Origin of the sequence: Limnobaculum parvum (assembly GCF_003096015.2) — a bacterium.
GTDB lineage: Bacteria > Pseudomonadota > Gammaproteobacteria > Enterobacterales > Enterobacteriaceae > Limnobaculum > Limnobaculum parvum.
This window is the reverse complement of the sequence record NZ_CP029185.2, coordinates 1080498-1100163: the sequence shown is the minus strand read 5'-3', so window position 1 is coordinate 1100163 and position 19666 is coordinate 1080498. Positions and strand designations below refer to the sequence as shown.

The window sequence follows — 19666 nt, the reverse complement described above, 5'->3', positions numbered from 1 at the left end:
TCTCGTAATATGTAATTGTGATATATGATATTCTTTAGCAAAGATATATGATTTTTAAATTAAAAATATATTATATCTTTGTATTTATCTGCTAATTTATCTTTTTCAGAAAGCACAAAAGAAACACTGTCACCAGGCCAATTTATATTTAATGATAGATCATTATAAATAATACTTCTTTCACATTCTTTGGAATAATAATTTGTCGTTTTGTAAACGAATTCAGCTAATTCACTCAAAACAAGAAAACCGTGAGCAAATCCTTCAGGTATCCAAAGTTGGCGCTTATTCTCAGCAGATAAATTTACTCCAACCCATTTACCGCAGGTTGGTGAATTCTTACGTATGTCAACCACTATATCAAAAACCTCACCCACTATACAGCGAACTAACTTAGCTTGCGCAAATGGTGGCAATTGATAATGCAAACCGCGTAAAACACCTTTGCTTGATTTAGAATGATTATCCTGAATAAAGTCTATTTTATATCCTACAGCCTCTTCAAAAACCTTCTGATTAAAACTTTCAAAGAAAAATCCACGGTCATCACCAAAAACTCGTGGTTCAAAAATTAATACATCAGGGATTTCAGTTTTAATAACATTCATCATTTATAGATAACCTTTAATCATTTCCAGCAAATATCTATTGCAATCATTCTTTACTGATGCAGTCTTGAAAAATAATACAGTTTTAGATTTCTGTGGCAGAAAATAACTCTACCAGCATCCTCTTAACACCAACTTCCCATTCAGGTAATATTAAGTTAAACGTTTGCTGGAACTTCTGTGTATTCAGGCGTGAATTATGGGGACGAGTTGCAGCTGTTGGATAGGAACTTGTTGACACCGGATAAGTGTTTTCCACAGCCAAAACTAAACCAGCCTTTCTCGCTTCATCAAAAACAAATTTAGCATAGTCAAACCACGTAGTCGTTCCCGCAGAAACGAGATGATAAAGCCCTGTAACCTCGGGTTTATCTAACGCAATACGGATAGCGTGTGCAGTACAGTCGGCAAGTAATTCAGCACCTGTTGGTGCCCCGAATTGATCATTAATTATCGAGAGCGAATTACGTTCTTTTGCCAGCTTCAGCATCGTTTTTGCAAAATTATTACCCTTACATGCGAATACCCAACTGGTACGAAAAATCAGATGTTTTGTGCAATTATTTTGAACTGCCAACTCCCCCCCAAGTTTAGTCTTGCCATAAACATTTAGCGGGACAGTCATATCTGTCTCCAACCAAGGTTTTTCGCCGTTACCAGGAAAAACATAGTCAGTCGAATAATGAACCAGCCAAGATTTTAGCTTTTCAGCCTCTTTCGCAATAGTTTCTACACTAGTAGCATTCAGCAAGTAAGCAAAATCAGGTTCGCTTTCTGCCTTATCTACAGCAGTGTGTGCTGCAGCATTGACGATAATATCGGGTTTTACACTGCGCACAGTCTCAGCAATTCCTTCCGGATTGCTAAAATCACCACAATATTCAGTAGAGTGGACATCAACTGCAATGATATTTCCCAACGGCGCCAGTGAGCGCTGCAACTCCCAGCCTACTTGCCCTGTTTTGCCAAACAAAAGAATTTTTGTCATCGACATTTCTATTTCTCTATAATAGTTCTGTTTAATTCAACTGTTATAAACACAACTTTTAACATTTTCAATGTATTAAGTTATCCAAATACTAAATTCAACGCTTTCTGGTAACTTCTAACTCAGGATATAGCTAGTTGCTTAATAATAGTGTCTAAAAGCGAAGAACAATAAATCATATAAAATTCATATACGAATTATCTTTAGTCTACTTTCTTCTTTTTATACCATCATAAATTAAAACCAAAAAAGAACTCACACACAATCCAAATAAACTACCAAATGTAAGTATTAATAACTTTCTGGGTTTATCTTTATTTACTGGAAGCGTTGGGCTTTTCAAATAACTAAACCCTTTAGCATCTGTACTATCAACCTTGAAATTATCTAAATTAATCCACTGGCGCTGCAAATCATAATAAAAATCACCTAATGTCAAAGGCTGCTTCTCAATGCTTTCAGACATAGCACTCAATGCATCTTTGCCTAATAAAAACAATCTGTTGCTATCTAGTTGAGTTAACCCAGTTATCGCTGGCTTTTGAATATTAGTTCTTTCTGCAATGGTAAGCGCCATTTTTATATTCTTAACTTCTTCCTGACGCTGTTCTTCAGCCACTTTCTTAATAGCTGCCATCTGATTTTTTAGTGTTTGCTTTTTATTCTTTATTTGAGAAATTAACTGGGCATACCAAATCTGGCTAACATTAGCATTAACACCATCAATATATTTTTCCAATAGACTCTTTGCTTGAGAAGGTGTCGTGGCTGAAAGACTAAAAGAATAAATTGAGCTTTCCAGATTCTTCGTTAACTTCATATTATCAATAAGTTCATTCAATAAATTCGCTTTGCTCTGTTCGTTCTTTCCTTCAGCTAACTTCTTAAAATAATCGCTTTCACTAATAAACCTACTTAACTCATTATAGGAGCCAGCCTGTGAAATAAATTGCTTGAAAAATTTATTAGCAACTTCTTCCGATGAGGTAGGTTTATCAACATTGCCTTCCAACAGCCTCGCACCTTGATAATAGTTATCCATTGTATCGAAGCTTGGTATATCAACCACAGCGGTTGCTGTCCACTGTTCTTTAGCTGTAAAGGCATAAACGGCCGCCACAAGTGTGGTTGCCAAAATACAACCAATCACCCAGTATTTTTTCTTCCATATTTGTACAATGAGATCAAATAAATCGATCTCATCATTTTTCGGCGCTTGATACATAGGATAGTAACCAGAAATAACTGGTTGCAGGTGTGGCTGAATTTGCTCTTTATCGCTCATTGACATCCCAATTAATTGAAATTTAATGTATTTATTAAATAATAAAGCTCTTGTATACTTTTTACACATGCTACCGCCCTTAGGTGAGGCTCCTAAAAGCATAATAGTTAATGATAAAAGGTAGTTACTAGCATATCTAAGTTAACTAGTTAAACCAAAACCAATATAAAAAAATAAATTTGTTTATATTTTATACAGGCTTATAAATATGATGTCATATTCTTGGTCGATTATACTCACTTGCCCCCCAATCGCAAGTAAAGCGCGGTATGCTGTTGTAAGTACCCCATCAAAACGAGTCATTCACTTTTAGAGATCTTCTGACATACTGATTATATCCCCAGAGAAGATCACCATGCGTAAAATCCGATTCACAGAGCACCAGATAATCGCCGTTCTTAAATCCGTTGAAGCCGGACGAACGGTGAAAGATGTCTGCCGTGAGACCGCTATTTCTGAAGCCAGCTATTACAACTGGAAGGCGAAGTATGGCGGTATGGAAGCTGCTGATATCAAAAAAATCAAAGATCTTGAGGACGAGAATCGTCGCCTGAAACAGATGTTTGCCGATCTGAGTTTGGAATGCCGAGCGCTGAAGGATGTCATCGAAAAAAAGCTTTAAAACCAGCGATAAAGCGTGAACTCGTCGGCTATCTGACTACACAATTTACGATGAGCATACGCCAGGCATGCAGGACGTTATCGCTGAGCAGGACAGTGTTTCGCTACCAACCGGATACGAGACGTGATGAACCGGTGATCCAGGCGCTGACTGAAGCGGCTGAGCGTTATCCACGCTACGGATTTAAGAAACTTTTTCAGGTGCTTCGCAGGCAGGGGCATGTCTGGAACCACAAACGTGTGCACCGGATTTACTGCCTGCTAAAACTGAATTTTCGTCGTAAAGGTAAGCAACGCCTGCCGGTGCGCAATCCGGCTCCGCTGGCAACGCCGGACGCACTTAACCAGAGCTGGTCCATCGATTTTATGCACGACGCATTGGTCTGTGGCCGACGTTTTCGGACCTTCAACATTGTGGATGATTTTAATCGTGAGGCTCTGGCCATAGAAATTGATCTGAATATCCCGGCACAGCGCGTCGTTCGAGTACTGGAGAGGATAGTGGAAAACCGGGGATATCCGCTGAAGATGCGAATGGATAATGGGCCGGAACTGATATCACTGACGCTGGCACAATGGGCTGAAGATCATGGTGTGAAGCTAGAATTTATCAAGCCGGGCAAGCCGACGCAGAATGAGTATATCGAACGGTTTAATCGGACGTATCGGACAGAAATACTGGATTTTTACCTGTTCAAAACGCTGAATGAAGTACGGGAGATCACAGATCGCTGGCTGAATGAATACAACAGTGAGCGACCTCATGAATCCCTGAATAACCTGACACCGGAAGAATACCGGCTGATGGCTGAAAACCCAGAAATCTCAAAAAATATGTGGTACTAAAATGGGTGTACTTACACCTCATGAGTCCCTGAATAACCTGACACCGAAAGAATACCGGCTGACGGCTAAAAAACCGGAAATCTCAAAAAGCACATGAAACTAAAAATAGTATGTTTACAGTTCAGTTCATTATCTTTAAATATTCTATTTTGGATACCCGTCAGGATTATTTCTTTGCCAATTCCATGTATCCCTCATCATATCTTCCAAGCTATAATTTGCATACCAATCAAGAATCTTATTGGAATGGGTAGGATCTGACCAGCACTCAGCAATATCTCCAGCCCTTCTGCTACTGAATGAATAATTAATTTTACACCCAGAAACTAATTCAAATGCATGAATAATTTCAAGTACAGAATAACCTATGCCAGTACCTAAATTGAATACATTAATATTCGAAAGATTATCTCTTTTTTCTAGAGCATTGATATGACCGGCAGCTAAATCCATAACATGGATATAATCTCTTACACCAGTCCCATCAATAGTTGGATAATCATTTCCAAAAATATTCAAGCATTCTAGTTTTCCACTCGCCACTTGTGAAATATAAGGAACTAAATTATTTGGTATTCCATTTGGATTTTCACCAATTAACCCTGAAGGGTGAGCACCTACCGGATTAAAATATCGAAGAACAGTAATTGTTAATTCACGGCAAGTCTTAGCCAAATCAAACAATATTTGTTCAACCATATGTTTACTAGTACCATAGGGATTCGTTGTATTACCTGTATTTGATTCTTCTTTTAAAGGGAGCCTATCTGGTTTGCCATATACAGTAGCAGAAGAACTAAAAATAAAGCTTTTGACTTTATAGTCTTTCATTGTATTCAGTAAAGATAAAGTTCCGCTAACGTTTACTGAATAATAATGTAGTGGATTTATTACTGATTCGCTAACAGACTTAAGTCCTGCAAAGTGTATAACATCAGATATATCATTTTCAGAAAAAACATTATTAAGAAGATCCTTATCAAGTATAGAACCTTGATAAAATTTTATATGCTTATTGGTCAAATGCTCTACTCTACGTAATGATTCGTAGGATGAGTTTGAAAAATCGTCTATAACTACCACATCATAATCATACTCTAATAAAAGTAGGACTGTATGTGAACCGATATAACCCGCACCACCAGTTACTAGTATTGACATCTTAATTACACTCGCACTTTCATAGAATATTAATTACTTTCTTTTATGAATCGCATATAAAATATAGAAGAAAAAATAATAGCCACTTTTTATTAAAGAAAATCCAAGTACATTGCGATATATTTTCAATTGCCAAAACATCGCTCTAACTTTATTAGATGAAAGAGATTTATCAGTAACTCTATATAAAGCCAATGATTCTTGGACACAATAAATTTTTTGAGCTTTCTTTACTAACTCTAACCACATTACATAATCTTCATGCCCAACTTTATTTTGATAAATTTTAGATAGCTTATCAGAATTATAAATTCCAGTAAGGTTACCAATGAAGTTTGATTTAAGCATTTCTTTATAACTGATTACTTCCGGTGAAATACGTAAATTCAATATATTATCGGGTGAACCTGAAAAAGTTTGATAGTTACTACATACGATATCCCACCCTTCCAACAATAAGTTATATTGTATTTCTAGTTTTTCAGATTTCCATAGATCATCACTATCTAAAAATGCTATATATTTCCCTCTTGATTCTTTTATTCCTAGATTTCTTGATTCTGACACCCCTAAGTTAATGTTATTTTCAATATAAACAATACGTTTATCACTAAAACTCATAATAACATCTTTTGTCTTGTCAGTTGAGCAATCATTTACTACATATAGTCTAAAATCGGTAAATGTTTGTTCTAAAACAGACATAATACTTTCATGGATAGTATCAGCAGCATTATAAGCAGGCATGATAATTGAAACGATTTCTTTCATTTACTCTCCTCGGATAATATCTTAAACCATTCATTTTTAACTTCCAAGAAAGTAAATCGTTGAGCATTTACAAAAGCCTTTTTACTCATATTGCTTAAACATGCTGCATCATTCATAATCGATTGTAGCTTATTAATAAAATCATCATCATCATCGTATGGAATAATATATCCGGATTCATTATTTTGAATAATATCAGCTGGCCCTGTTTTACAATCAAAAGATATAGCAGGCAGACCAAAACCCTGAGCCTCAATAAGAACCATTGGTAAACCTTCATATTTAGAAGTCATTACATATACTTTTGATCTTTTATAATAGCTATCAACATTTGGTGTTGCATCATGAATAAGTATATTTTTAATTTTCAGATCAACAATATCATTTTCAAGCTTCTTCTTCTCAGGCCCAGAACCAATAATCAGTAACTTCCAACCTAAATTTTCAAATTTGCTCCATAAATTGATTAACCTGGAGAAATTTTTTTGATCTGTCAATCTCCCTACAGCTAATACGATATTTTCTCTCTCATTAATATCTATATAGTTAATGTTTTCATATGGATTAATATTATCTATTGAATACGCTTTAATTTTTGGCAACTTAGATTTCACGAATTCAACATCATGCCTAGTTAAAAAGATTGTTCCTTTTGAAATTAGATATGAAAAATATTTTAATATTCTTATATGCATCCCAAATGATTCAAATGAGATATGTTCATAGAGATAAATATTTTTAAATAAGCATACTCTAGCCAAAAATGAAACTTCAATTGAAAGTCGCCCCATAGAAACCACTATTAACTTAGCATTATTTCTTTTTGCATAATTAATCGCTTCAATGATAGACAATATTCTTATATTACTTTTAGCATATTTTATTAGTGTTTTACCACTGGAATAGAATGGTATATTATTTTCTTTATTCAAAGAAAAAATTTCACACGGAACATCTTCTTTTTGAAAATTTCTCGCCAGCGTTAATGTTACTCTTTCTGTACCACCAGGCTTGGTAATATCATGTATAAGGAAAATTATCTTCTGCATATTATATCTTCAGTAAAATTTTGAAGTACACTCGTTTAATCGCATAAATAAATTGCCATTTAGATACGATTGATGCCAAGAAGAAAAATCCAATCTTCTTAATCTTATTAGACTGCATAAAGCCTTTCTTAATAAATTTAATTGATAGAGCATATAATTTAGCTTCTAAACTACCCTCGACTATAAAATTCTTAAATTCCTTAGCAGTAAATAAATCTGACTTTTTATTATTACTTTTCCTATAATCGTAAAGTCGTACCACATAGTTGTGCGCTTTTCTTTGCTTTAATCCTGCAATATCAGCAGTATTTCCAGTTCTACAACGAATCTTCATCAATGGAATATCTATATTATCAATTCCATAACCATAAGTTACAGCTCTCAATAAAAAATCGTAATCTTCTGCCGGTGCAAGTTGCCTATACCCCTCAAGCTGTCGATAAACTTCAGCACGAGCTAACCATATATGAAAACACGGTGAAAATAGAGTAATTGTTCTATTAATTTTATCCTTACCTATAGGTACATTAGAAATTTGCTTCCCTTTCCCATGCATATCAACCGTAATAGTGGATGAACCAACAATATCGATATTAGAATGTTCAAGCAAATATTTAAGCTGCAACTCAATCCTATTATTAATAGCAATATCATCTGCATCCATTCTAGCTATAAATTCCCCTTGGCAATATAATAATCCATAGTTAAGTGAATCGACTATTCCAGAGTTCTCTGATTTTGAAAATACACGAACATGTTTATTCTGACGCTCAATTTCTCTCAGTACAGATAATGTATTATCGTTAGAGCAATCATCCACAACAATAATTTCAATATTATCATATGTTTGATCTAAAAGGCTATTAATAGCCTCCTCGACATAATCTTGTACATTATAGGCAGGTATTAATACACTAACCAAAGGATTGTAGTTCATTATTTAGCCAATTTTTTAGGTAAGGATCTATAGATGATATAAAAAAAAGATACAATTATAATTGAGTAAAACACTTGTGAAGTTAATTGACCAATAGAGCCCCTCGGCAATAAAAATATATATGGTAATATAAGACAGAAAACAGAAAAATATTTTCTATTCGTCATTGCCTTTATATTAATAATTTGAATAAACGAAAAAAATAGAAATAATACTGGTAAATATATCCCCAGATTATTACCCGAAAAAGCAAATAATTCTACAAATATACTACTACCTACTCCATATCCTTGCTCAAAATGGGAGGAGCTAAGACCAGAACTAATCCAGCTACTTATTGTTGCTGTCTCTGGAGTAGATATTGATAAAGTCTGGAATATCCCACCTAAAGGTAAAAGGCTGGCGAGTATTGTATGAACTGGCGGGATACCTGATATTGAATAAAAATATGGCATAAAGAAGGTCATTCCTTGATTGGTGAAAAAGGAAAATATAACATTATCCCAATGACCTAACCCACTACGATAAGCTTCAATAAATTGAAACAATGGCAAACAAACTGCTCCTAATACAACTAACATAAATGTAGAGTTTCTTTTTTTCTTAAAGCAAGTCAAATACCATATATAAACCAACATCCATGACCCAAACGCACCTCTTTGCCCAACGATCAATGACGCAATAAGGAATAAACTAAGAATAAAAACAAACTGCTTTTTTATTTTGCTTTCATTAATAATTAGCGCTAAAGAAAACATTATTGGTATAAAAAATGTAATCAACCTCAGAAAACTAAATGAATACTCTGTTTGTCCACTATATAGACCAGCATATCCACCACCTATAAAAGCTAATAATTTTGAATAAGAACTTATTGGTATTAGTATTAGGCTACTATAGTAGCAACAACTAAAAGTAAAACGATAAAATGAATAGTCAATATTGTCTGAAAAAGAATAGGCCGACTCCTCATTCACTTGTTTATCAAAAGATATGAAAGCTATATATAGAAATAAAAGAGTATATGACCAGAATTCGAGTAAACTATCAACATGATGACTATCTAGATTATACGCTCTTCCCCAAATCACACTATATACATCAGTATTTCCAAAAGCACCAATAACTCCTCGACCAAGGATGAAGACAATAACAGCTAAAAGGAAAAGGGTCTGAAGTTCTATACGTCTCTTATAAAGAGAAAAAACAATAACAATCGCCACACTTAATACAAACAGAATGTTTGAACTAATAAGATCACAAGAATACAAAAAAATCAAAAATAACGTTATTAATATTAAGAGAGAAGAGTTAACCATCTTGGAGTGTAATTTCATAATCTTCACATTCAAATATATTCTTTACCCATAATATAAAGCTGGCTAATATGGCTAATTCTATTTTCAGGAGAAGGTACTTTCATATAATCACCAAATCTATGAGTAAGATACCTATGTGGGTCTGCTGGCATATAAAACTCATATCCATTAATACAAACTTCTTTTTTAAATGGATAAATAGCCCTATCCTCTAACCACAAATTCGTTATAGCAGATTCTATTCCGTAACCTACCATCCCACTATGTCTATTTTCCAGATAGTTAATACCTGCTTTAATGAGATAATTTACAATAAATGAAGGAATGAATTTAAAAAGCCTGATGAATAGTCTATGTTTAAAAGGTAATGTCGACATTGGAAAACGAGACAGAGACTTCTTGATATTGATTTTACCCAAATATAGATTTAGAAACTTCCCAAAATAATTATCGGGATAATAATCTATAGGAAATATGTCAATAAAGATACCATTGTTTAAAAACCGCTCACTCACTCCATTTTCTCTTTCATTTAACTCGATTACTCTGGTATTCGGATTATGCAATTTAGCTGGTGTGGCAACTTTATAATAATCCTCATCACCATTTTTTATTACTTCAATATCATCCAAATTTTTCCATAACTCTTGAAATCTATTAAAATCCTCTCTGGGCATAAAAACATCGAAATCATCATCCCATGGAATAAATCCATGGTGACGAATGGCGCCCAGTAATGTGCCCCCACAAATGGCATATTTTAAATTATTATCCTGACAAAATTCATGAAAATATAATGCAATTCTTAACATTTCTTTTTGTATGATTTCTAATTTAGTTTCCACTTCTCTTCCTCAAACTAATGAACATCGAAACTCTAATAATAAGAACAACAAACTCTATAATGCAAACACATAAAGACACATTAATTGCCGTTATATTATTACCGCAATATAAAATTACGAGTCCCAGTATATGCAGTACTGCAGCAATATAAACTGAAAGATTTACAAGATCTAACCGATCATATATAGAAAACGCAGGGTAACCCATATTTATACTGATGAAACTGAACAGTGATGTAATAAGGAACACTCTTAAAACTGGAGCTGCATCTTTATATAAATCACCATAAAAAATAATAATTATATTTTCTGTATAAAATAAACAGATAAAGACAGTTACCACTAACAATGGAAATATTACCAGCAGTATTTTAAATAATTCGCCTATATTTCTTGATCGTGCCAAATATGGAAAAATTGCTTGTGATATAGGTGATGATATACTTAACCCTGCTTGATACAATTTTTCTGCGCTTGAATATAGAGCCGCTTGACCCAGACCAGAAAAGCTTCCGACGATAAAGGTACTGGCGCTGGTATAAATACCCACCGATGCCCGAGAGATAAAAAAATTAAAGCTAGCTTGGATAACTTCTTTTATTAAACTTATATGTGGCCAAGCTAGTTTATAATTCTCTTTATAAATTCTAATTATTCCTAATACTGCAGAAACTAAAGAACTTAAAGCAAGGCATAATAAGACAATATCTGAATCACTTTTTCCTTTTACAAATACAAGAACTGAAATCAAATAAATTAACTTAGATGCCACCATGCAAATGGTGACGTTTTTCATTCGCTCAATTCCCTGAAAAAACCACATTGGCTGATAAGATTGAAAAATTATTGTTAATAATATACCAATAACCAATAAGGGCTCATTTAGAAAGTTTTCTTGCCATATAAAAATATATAGAAGAAGAGAAAAAACAATTACAGCGTTTAACATCAATTTAATTAAGTAGATAGCACCTATATAACTTGCCACGTTTTTTTTATCATTTCTATTCTTAGATATCCAATAAGTACCTGACAAACCAAAGCCAAAGTCAGTAATAATCATAGCTATACTACAAATAGAAAAAGATATTACTACAATGCCAAAATTTTCCACACTCAATATACGAGTAAGATATGGTAACACTAATAATGGCGCAATATAATTAGAAAACTGAACAATAGTCAGCGATAGTATATTTTTAAAAAGTCTATTACTATTACTCACAAGAGACCTTATAGAGTTTACCTAGTTGTCTTAACAACTTCTATTATTTCAGTAGTTGATATTGATGGTGTTCTTGGTAAATAAATTACGTTACACGTATCTTTAACCCAGTCAAAACGCCCTTCCCAATCATCTCCCATAACTAATACATCAGCCCTATACTTCTTTATATACTCCAATTTCAATTCTAAAGATTCTTCTATAAAGACTTCATTAACAACTCTCATTGACGAGATAATTCTCACTCTATCCTTTTCATTATAAATAGGATATCTATTCTTCTTTGAAAAATTCAGTTTGTCTGATGACACGCCAACAACTAAATGCTCACCAAATTGAGCTGCTCGTTCAAGTATATTTATATGCCCAATATGAAACACATCAAACGTACCAAATGTTATTACTCTTTTCATACAATTTATACCTAATATAATACGTATCTATAATAATTTTAAACGTTCAATTCGAATTTATTCAGAAATAAATGTAACATCGTCTTCTTTAACTTTTACAAATTCATATTGTATCGTACGATCAATGCTCTGCGATAAAGTGTATGGAGCAAGAAAAGAAGAGTCGTGCGTTTTAGTTGCATCAAACTGCGTAGTTGCACAGAATTTTTTTACACGCACTGAGCTAATAGGGTACTTTTTACCAGAGATTTTACTTAAGACATCAAAACCGAAACCACCTAATACGCCTAAAGTATAGGGTAAGTGAAACGATGGAATTTTTTTACCCAGACTTTTTTCCACTTCAGCTACCAGTTGATTCATACTAAGGTCTGGTTTATCAACATAATTATAAACCTCATATCCTTGAGATAGATTTTCTAGTCTATATTTAATAAATTCAACAACATTACCAACATAGGCCATAGATTTATAATTATTTCCATCTCCTATCATGGCGAATTTTCCGCTGGCAATTTGTCGAAGTAAATTATAAACATTCCCTCGATTACGCTCACCAAAAATAACCGTTGGTCTGATGATAGTTAATGAACGCTCTTGAGGATTACGATGATACCACTCCCTTAGTACCTCTTCGGCTTGCCACTTACTTTTACCATAATGGTTAAAAGGATCGACAGGGTGCCCCTCATCTGGGTTAACTTTATTCAGTCCATAAACTGCCACAGAACTTGTAAAAATAATATTTTTAACATTCTTTCTGTCCATTGCAGCTAAAACATTTCGAGTGCCCTGTACATTTACATCATAATAAAGGGATGTAGGGTGAACATCATCACGATGCTCCGCAGCAAGAAGGATCACTGTATCTTGCCCTTCCAGGTGACTATCAAAAGAGTTCTGATTACGAATATCACCTAATGTCGTAATATTAGGATAAAAATGACTCTGTTGTTTATCTAAATTCTTAATATCAAAATCAGAAATTGTCTTTTCAATAAGACGAGTGCCAACAAAACCTGAAGCACCGATAAGAATGACCTTTTTTTTCATATTATATCCTATAAATAATTTTAGCTTTAATAAAACAACTTACATAGCCCTTTATCAAACACTGGCTTTATACTTCATTGTTTATTTAAGCAACTCCATGTAACTACAAAATATTACAAATGTTAAATCAACTTAAATCATTATAATTTCAATGGGTTATTGATGAGTCAGATGCACGCATTACGAAAACAGACTTTAATAGTGGCTTCCCTTTTGGATTATAATTTGATTGGCTTTAATGATTTAAAATAAAACTCAAGAAAATAGATACAAAACAAACAAGTTAATAAAATTATTATTTACTGAGTATTAGTTACAAGCTACAGCAAAATTAAATTTACGTTAACTTTCTTAAATATTTATTTATAAAATCAACAATATAAGACCTTACAATCAGTGGGATTTTTACTCTAAAAAATCTACGCTACCGCCCTTGGTTCAATAAACACCAATGCAATACAATCAAAATTAATATACTCACAACAATGTAACAAAACTAAAACCCATTATTAATCCAAAAAAAACAATTTAATATTTAACATGACTAATACATAAGTTATGAATTATATATTTCCAGACACACTTATGATTACTAATTAAATTTCAGATGAATTAACGGTGTATAATCATGCTCATTAAAAGCTTAAACAAACCAATAGTTGATCATGTTGAAAATCACTATTTCAACTATTACATGAGGTACCATAGGTTTATTCTCCGACTATACTACGTCAACCAAAGATCATCAAAGATTATGTGACTTCTTATAAAACTTATTCCCTAATCACATATCGATATATCAAAACTTTCCTTCACTCTCATAAGTTTGGCGCTATGCTATATGAGTTCTCTAAAAAACTCATAATATATACAGGATAAACCATGACTAAGATTTATGAAGATAATTCACAGACCATCGGTCATACCCCGCTGGTGCGCCTGAATAGCATTGGGAATGGAAAAATCCTAGCAAAAATAGAATCCCGCAATCCCAGCTTTAGTGTGAAGTGCCGAATTGGTGCAAATATGGTTTGGGATGCAGAAAAGAGTGGTGCATTAAAGAAAGGTGTTGAGTTAGTCGAACCTACCAGTGGTAATACTGGGATTGCCTTAGCATTTGTTGCTGCCGCCCGTGGATATAAGTTAACGCTTACTATGCCAGAATCAATGAGCCTTGAGCGCCGTAAATTGTTAAAAGCGTTAGGCGCAAACCTTGTGTTGACCGAAGCAGCTAAAGGAATGAAAGGTGCAATAGCAAAAGCAGAGGAGATTGTTGCATCCGATCCTGCACATTACTTAATGCTGCAGCAGTTTAACAATCCAGCTAACCCCGCAATTCACGAGAAAACGACCGGCCCTGAAATTTGGGAAGATACGGATGGTAACGTTGATGTATTTATCGCTGGCGTTGGTACCGGTGGTACATTGACGGGTGTAAGCCGCTATATTAAAAAGACTAAAGGTAAAAAAATTATTTCAGTCGCTGTAGAGCCAACCGACTCTCCGGTTATTAGCCAGGCATTAGCCGGTGAAGATTTGAAACCTGGACCACATAAGATTCAAGGCATTGGTGCCGGTTTTATTCCAGGCAACCTTGACCTTAGTCTGATTGATCGGGTTGAAAAAATCAGTAATGAAGAAGCTATTTCCACAGCTCGTCGTTTGATGGACGAAGAAGGCATTCTGGCCGGTATTTCATCCGGTGCCGCGGTGGCTGCTGCTTTACGTTTAATTGAGAAGCCAGAGTTTGCCGGCAAAAATATCGTAGTGATTCTGCCTTCATCTGGAGAACGCTATTTAAGCACCCCTCTTTTTGCTGACTTATTTACCGAAAAAGAGTTGCAGCAGTAAGAGAGCACTCACTAACCATTATGCTAAAAGCTACTACAAAATTTCTTGCGGTAGCTTTTTTACTTGAATAAAAAATCAACTTTTTTAGATTACCAGATAATCAATTTCCTATTAAATATTCGGTCGTTAAAAATTATCCATTCTGTTTAAACCCATGATTCAATCAATAACATTTTTGTAACCAATGTCATTTTTAGTCTGTTTTCTGTGCACCATATCTCGCTTTTAAATAAAAAAATTTGATTTTTTTCGTCTCAGCGAGTATCAAGCTAAATACTTTTTTCGATGCGCGAATTAAATCACTTCTTAATCGTTTAGCTTCTTGCTAAAAGGAGCCATATATAATAGCGTAAGTGATATAGCGTAGTTCGGAACAACAAAACGGTGGAGCATTAAAAGCACCGAAGTTCGTTCCTTCTATCCCGCGCATCCCAGCATTAATATGGCAATGTTGCTGTTACGCTAACGCCGTATTAATAAAAATAATAGGCTAAACTTAAGTGTTAACGCCAAAAGCTTTAATCCAACTAAGTTGAGGATCACTATGTTCCAGCAAGATGTTACAGTAACCGCGCCAAACGGACTGCATACCCGCCCAGCAGCACAGTTTGTAAAAGAAGCTAAAGCTTTTACTTCTGATATCACTGTCACTTCAAATGGCAAGAGCTCAAGCGCTAAGAGCCTGTTTAAATTACAAACGCTTGGTTTGACTCAAGGTACTGTGGTAACTATTTCAGCTGAAGGCGAAGATGAACAACAGGCTGTTGAGCATCTTGTAAAATTAATGGCAGAACTTGAATAAGCCCTGTATTACATTTTAACACCCGTTTTAGATTAAGGTAGGCTTATGATTTCAGGCATCTTAGTATCTCCAGGCATTGCATTTGGTAAGGCTCTTATATTAAAAGACGACCCTATCGTTATTAATAGCAAGAAAATTTCCAGCGATAACATCGAGCAAGAAATAGCCCGTTTTAAAGCTGGTCGTGATAAAGCCAGCACCCAGCTTAATGCCATTATGGAAAAAGCGAGCGAAACGTTTGGTGAAGAAAAAGCGGCCATCTTTGAAGGTCATATCATGCTGTTGGAGGACGAAGACCTCGAGCAGGAAGTCGAAAGCCGAATCAAAACGAAATTAGAAAGTGCTGATGCCGCCGCTCATGGCGTGTTTGAAGCTCAGGCTATCGAACTTGAAAGTCTGGAAGATGAATACTTAAAAGAGCGCGCTGCTGATATTCGTGATATCGGCAAGCGCCTATTACAAAACATTCTGGGGATGTCCATTGTCGATCTGGGTGCTATTCAGGATGAAGCTATTCTGGTTGCAACCGATCTGACTCCATCAGAAACCGCTCAGTTAAATTTAGATAAAGTTCTCGGTTTTATCACCGACTTAGGTGGCCGGACGTCCCACACCTCCATTATGGCTCGTTCGCTAGAAATTCCTGCGATCGTCGGCACAAATGATGTCACCAAACAGGTGAAAAATGGTGATTATCTGATTCTGGATTGCGTTAACAACAAGGTTTACGTCAACCCACCAACAGAAACCATTGAGCAGCTAAAAGCGGCTCAGGCTCAGTACCTGAGTGATAAAAATGAATTAGCTAAACTAAAAGATCTGCCAGCAATTACGCTGGATGGTCATCAGGTTGAAGTCGCCTCTAACATAGGTACTGTACGCGATGTACCGGGTGCTGAGCGTAATGGCGCTGAAGGTGTTGGGCTCTACCGTACTGAGTTTCTGTTTATGGATCGCGATGCTTTTCCAACAGAAGAAGAGCAATTTCAGGCTTATAAAGCCGTGGTTGAAGCCATGGGTGATTTACCTGTTATTCTGCGTACTATGGACATCGGCGGTGATAAAGACCTGCCGTATATGAATTTGCCGAAAGAGGAAAACCCATTCCTTGGCTGGCGCGCTATCCGTATCTGCTTAGACCGTAAAGAAATCCTTCATGCACAGTTGCGTGCAACTCTGCGTGCATCTGCTTTCGGTAAGTTACGTATTATGTTCCCAATGATCATCTCAGTAGAAGAAGTGCGTTTACTGAAGACTGAGTTGGAAATGCTAAAAGATCAGCTAAGAAAAGAAAATGTTGCTTTTGATGAGTCTATTGAAGTGGGTGTCATGGTAGAAACCCCTGCCGCTGCTGCTATCGCACATCACTTAGCAAAAGAAGTTGATTTCTTTAGTATTGGGACAAACGACTTAACCCAGTATACTCTGGCAGTAGATCGTGGCAATGAGCTGATTTCTCATCTCTATAACCCACTCTCTCCATCTGTGTTAACCTTAATCAAACAGGTTATCGATGCTTCTCATAAAGAAGGCAAATGGACGGGTATGTGTGGTGAGTTAGCGGGTGACGAACGTGCCACCCTATTGCTGCTCGGCATGGGCTTGGATGAATTTAGTATGAGTGCAATCTCAATACCTCGCATCAAGAAAATTATTCGCAACGCGAACTATTCTGATGTAAAAACGCTGGCGGAAAATGCATTAGCACAGCCAACAGCTGAGCAGATATTAGCGATTGTAAATAAATTCATTGAAGAAAAAACGCTCTGCTAAGTTCGCTTTATAATAAAAGCCGATCCCTGTAGCCGCTATTGTTACAGTCACTTTGTGCCGAATTAGTGAACAAATACCTCAAGCGACAAACGTATAATTGAGGTATTTTTACACTACTCAGGCACAAAAGAACATGTAAAATAGTCTAATAGGTAAGCTTAAGGCAACGCCGATTAAAATATTATTGCTGAGGAGAAAATCATGGGTTTGTTCGACAAACTGAAACAACTCGTTTCTGATGATAAGAAAGATGCAGGCAGCATTGAAATTGTTGCTCCGCTGTCCGGTGAAATTGTCAACATTGAAGATGTACCTGATGTTGTTTTTGCTGAAAAAATCGTTGGTGATGGCATTGCAATTAAACCAACCGGCAACAAAATGGTTGCTCCTGTTGATGGCACCATTGGTAAAATCTTCGAAACTAACCATGCGTTTTCTATCGAATCTGATAGTGGTATCGAGCTGTTCGTTCACTTCGGTATTGATACCGTTGAACTGAAAGGTGAAGGTTTTAAGCGTATTGCTGAAGAAGGCCAACACGTCAAGAAAGGCGATTTAGTGATCGAATTTGATCTGGCTTTACTTGAAGAGAAAGCTAAATCTACACTGACTCCTGTTGTAATCTCTAATATGGATGAAATCAAAGAGCTGACTAAGCTTAGCGGCAGTGTTGTCGTGGGAGAAACGCCCGTCATTCGTATTAAGAAGTAATGATTAAATTTTATTTGAGAACGGAGCCCCTTCTGGCTCCGTTTTTATTGGTTTGAATATTGACTGGTTCAGCACCCTTCCCAAAGCGGAAGGTGAATATCGATAATCAATCCACCATCTGCACCATTCTTAGCTTCTATAGTGCCACCGTGGGCCTTAACAACCTTCTGAGCGATGGCTAACCCCAGTCCATAGCCTTTTCCTGAAGCCGCTGACTTCACCCGAACAAATGGGTCGAAAATGCTGGAGAGTTTATCTTCATCCACACCAGGCCCCTGGTCGCTGACCTTAATAACAAATTCACTTTCTACTTTACTCAATTCAACCCGAATCTGCTGCCCGCCTTTCGAAAAGCGTAATCCATTACGTACAATATTCTCTACCGCGCGTCGCATTAGTTCAGAATTACCTTTTACCGTAGCATCCTCTTTGACACAGTCATCAGCCTCAAGAAGGATATCTACTCCAGGCACCTGAGCCTCATAGCAAACATCGCTGACTACAGCTTCCAATAAGCCATACAGGTCAAAATACTCTTCATCAGAAAGGCCGGCGGCGTTAGTCCGAGACAGCGTTAGCAGCTCGCCAATCATCTTATCTAACCGCACAGATTCATGCTCAATGCGCTGTAGAGAGTTTTCTACATTTTGCGGATTCTGTCGCGCTAACCCTATAGCCAACTGCAAACGCGCCAGCGGAGTACGCAATTCATGAGAAACATCGTGTAGTAATGCCTCTCTTGCCCCTACCAATAACTTTAAACGTTCCACCATAGAATCAAAATCACGCGCCATATCGCTGAGTTCATCCCGACGTTTATTCATCACAGGATAAAGTCGCACATTCAGGTCACCCTGAGCAACCCGATCAAAACCGGATCTCAACAGACGCATTGGGCGGGTTAAGTGCCATGCCAATATAAAACTAAATAAGAAGCCGCCTATTCCACCTAATATCAATAATGGATTAGGAATATTGAAGAACAATACTCTACCTGAACGATTTGGACGATATTCCTTCCTAAGCGCTTCCACATCGTATTTCAACAAATAGTATTTACCATCCCCACCTTTAACATGTTCAACCCGCACATCATCCGTGAGTGGAATCAATGATGTGCGTTGAGGATTTTGAGTTAATGGGATTTTCAGTGGAATAATCGCAATATGCCGTTGATCGGTAGTTGGCCAGCCATCGGTCATGCGATTAAGGCCATCAATACCTTCGGCTTCCAGCACGGTGACCGCCGAGGTAAATTGAAGCGAAACAATGCGATTGGCGATTCTGTTTTCAAGCGGCTCTTTCTGACTGGCGTAATAATAAAACACCAGCCATACCGCTTGAGTAATCACAATGAAGGTTATCCAGAAACCAATCAATATTTTCCAAAACAGACTTCGGCGCATAA

Annotated in this window: 18 protein-coding genes; 5 read left to right on the top strand and 13 right to left on the bottom strand. The window is 36.1% G+C overall.

Features of this window, described 5'->3' with window-relative positions; genetic code table 11:
* Nucleotides 1-59: 59 nt before the first annotated feature.
* The 3 genes from rfbC to HYN51_RS04235 all read right to left on the bottom strand — a co-directional run bounded on the left by rfbC (nt 60) and on the right by HYN51_RS04235 (nt 2881).
* Nucleotides 60-608 carry a dTDP-4-dehydrorhamnose 3,5-epimerase gene (gene rfbC / locus HYN51_RS04245; RefSeq protein WP_157953065.1) on the bottom strand — a complete coding sequence of 183 codons (549 nt, stop codon included), beginning with the start codon at nt 606-608 and terminating at the stop codon, nt 60-62.
* 85 nt (nt 609-693) lie between these two features.
* Complete coding sequence (rfbD, locus tag HYN51_RS04240) at nt 694-1596, bottom strand: dTDP-4-dehydrorhamnose reductase (protein ID WP_108902157.1); 903 nt, start codon at nt 1594-1596, stop codon at nt 694-696.
* A gap of 208 nt (nt 1597-1804) precedes the next feature.
* Nucleotides 1805-2881, bottom strand: a complete 1077-nt coding sequence (locus tag HYN51_RS04235) for an LPS O-antigen chain length determinant protein WzzB (protein WP_157952982.1) — start codon at nt 2879-2881, stop codon at nt 1805-1807.
* Between the two features lie 355 nt (nt 2882-3236).
* Here HYN51_RS04235 and HYN51_RS04230 point away from each other — a divergent pair.
* A protein-coding gene (locus tag HYN51_RS04230) for an IS3 family transposase (protein ID WP_407936334.1) occupies nt 3237-4348 on the top strand; the annotation gives its coding sequence in 2 pieces (ribosomal slippage) (nt 3237-3489 and nt 3489-4348; 1113 coding nt in all).
* 144 nt (nt 4349-4492) lie between these two features.
* Here HYN51_RS04230 and galE read toward each other — a convergent pair.
* The 9 genes from galE to HYN51_RS04185 are packed head-to-tail and all read right to left on the bottom strand — an operon-like array spanning nt 4493 to nt 13121.
* Nucleotides 4493-5509 (bottom strand): UDP-glucose 4-epimerase GalE, encoded by a 1017-nt coding sequence (gene galE, locus HYN51_RS04225; protein WP_108901700.1) that lies wholly within the window; start codon nt 5507-5509, stop codon nt 4493-4495.
* Between the two features lie 33 nt (nt 5510-5542).
* A complete protein-coding gene (locus tag HYN51_RS04220; protein WP_230514018.1) occupies nt 5543-6280 on the bottom strand; it encodes a glycosyltransferase family 2 protein in 738 nt (245 codons plus the stop codon).
* The gene (locus HYN51_RS04215; RefSeq protein ID WP_108901699.1) at nt 6277-7329 is read right to left on the bottom strand and encodes a glycosyltransferase; all 1053 of its coding nucleotides are present in this window, start codon (nt 7327-7329) and stop codon (nt 6277-6279) included. The genes HYN51_RS04220 and HYN51_RS04215 overlap by 4 nt, the downstream gene beginning before the upstream one ends.
* Before the next feature lies 1 nt (nt 7330).
* The gene (locus HYN51_RS04210) at nt 7331-8266 is read right to left on the bottom strand and encodes a glycosyltransferase family 2 protein (RefSeq protein ID WP_108901698.1); all 936 of its coding nucleotides are present in this window, start codon (nt 8264-8266) and stop codon (nt 7331-7333) included.
* Nucleotides 8266-9603, bottom strand: coding sequence for an O-antigen polysaccharide polymerase Wzy (gene wzy / locus HYN51_RS04205; RefSeq protein WP_157952981.1), 1338 nt, complete (start codon nt 9601-9603; stop codon nt 8266-8268). The genes HYN51_RS04210 and wzy overlap by 1 nt, the downstream gene beginning before the upstream one ends.
* Nucleotides 9604-9614: 11 nt before the next feature.
* Nucleotides 9615-10430, bottom strand: a complete 816-nt coding sequence (locus HYN51_RS04200; protein ID WP_108901696.1) for a LicD family protein — start codon at nt 10428-10430, stop codon at nt 9615-9617.
* Nucleotides 10420-11655 carry an oligosaccharide flippase family protein gene (locus tag HYN51_RS04195; RefSeq protein WP_157952980.1) on the bottom strand — a complete coding sequence of 412 codons (1236 nt, stop codon included), beginning with the start codon at nt 11653-11655 and terminating at the stop codon, nt 10420-10422. The genes HYN51_RS04200 and HYN51_RS04195 overlap by 11 nt, the downstream gene beginning before the upstream one ends.
* A gap of 17 nt (nt 11656-11672) precedes the next feature.
* A complete protein-coding gene (locus tag HYN51_RS04190) occupies nt 11673-12068 on the bottom strand; it encodes an adenylyltransferase/cytidyltransferase family protein (protein WP_108901694.1) in 396 nt (131 codons plus the stop codon).
* A gap of 57 nt (nt 12069-12125) precedes the next feature.
* Complete coding sequence (locus HYN51_RS04185) at nt 12126-13121, bottom strand: NAD-dependent epimerase/dehydratase family protein (RefSeq protein ID WP_108901693.1); 996 nt, start codon at nt 13119-13121, stop codon at nt 12126-12128.
* Nucleotides 13122-14003: 882 nt separating this feature from the next.
* Between HYN51_RS04185 and cysK the strand changes: the two genes are divergently transcribed.
* The 4 genes from cysK to crr all read left to right on the top strand — a co-directional run bounded on the left by cysK (nt 14004) and on the right by crr (nt 18258).
* Nucleotides 14004-14972: a cysteine synthase A gene (gene cysK / locus HYN51_RS04180; RefSeq protein WP_108901692.1), complete on the top strand. Its 969-nt coding sequence runs from the start codon at nt 14004-14006 to the stop codon at nt 14970-14972.
* 544 nt (nt 14973-15516) lie between these two features.
* Nucleotides 15517-15774, top strand: coding sequence for a phosphocarrier protein Hpr (gene ptsH, locus HYN51_RS04175; RefSeq protein WP_047781613.1), 258 nt, complete (start codon nt 15517-15519; stop codon nt 15772-15774).
* A 45-nt stretch (nt 15775-15819) separates the two neighbouring features.
* Nucleotides 15820-17547 carry a phosphoenolpyruvate-protein phosphotransferase PtsI gene (gene ptsI / locus HYN51_RS04170; protein WP_108901691.1) on the top strand — a complete coding sequence of 576 codons (1728 nt, stop codon included), beginning with the start codon at nt 15820-15822 and terminating at the stop codon, nt 17545-17547.
* A 201-nt stretch (nt 17548-17748) separates the two neighbouring features.
* Nucleotides 17749-18258 (top strand): PTS glucose transporter subunit IIA, encoded by a 510-nt coding sequence (gene crr / locus HYN51_RS04165; RefSeq protein WP_108901690.1) that lies wholly within the window; start codon nt 17749-17751, stop codon nt 18256-18258.
* A gap of 68 nt (nt 18259-18326) precedes the next feature.
* Here crr and HYN51_RS04160 read toward each other — a convergent pair whose 3' ends face one another.
* Nucleotides 18327-19664 (bottom strand): ATP-binding protein, encoded by a 1338-nt coding sequence (locus HYN51_RS04160; protein WP_108901689.1) that lies wholly within the window; start codon nt 19662-19664, stop codon nt 18327-18329.
* Nucleotides 19665-19666 lie beyond the last annotated feature (2 nt).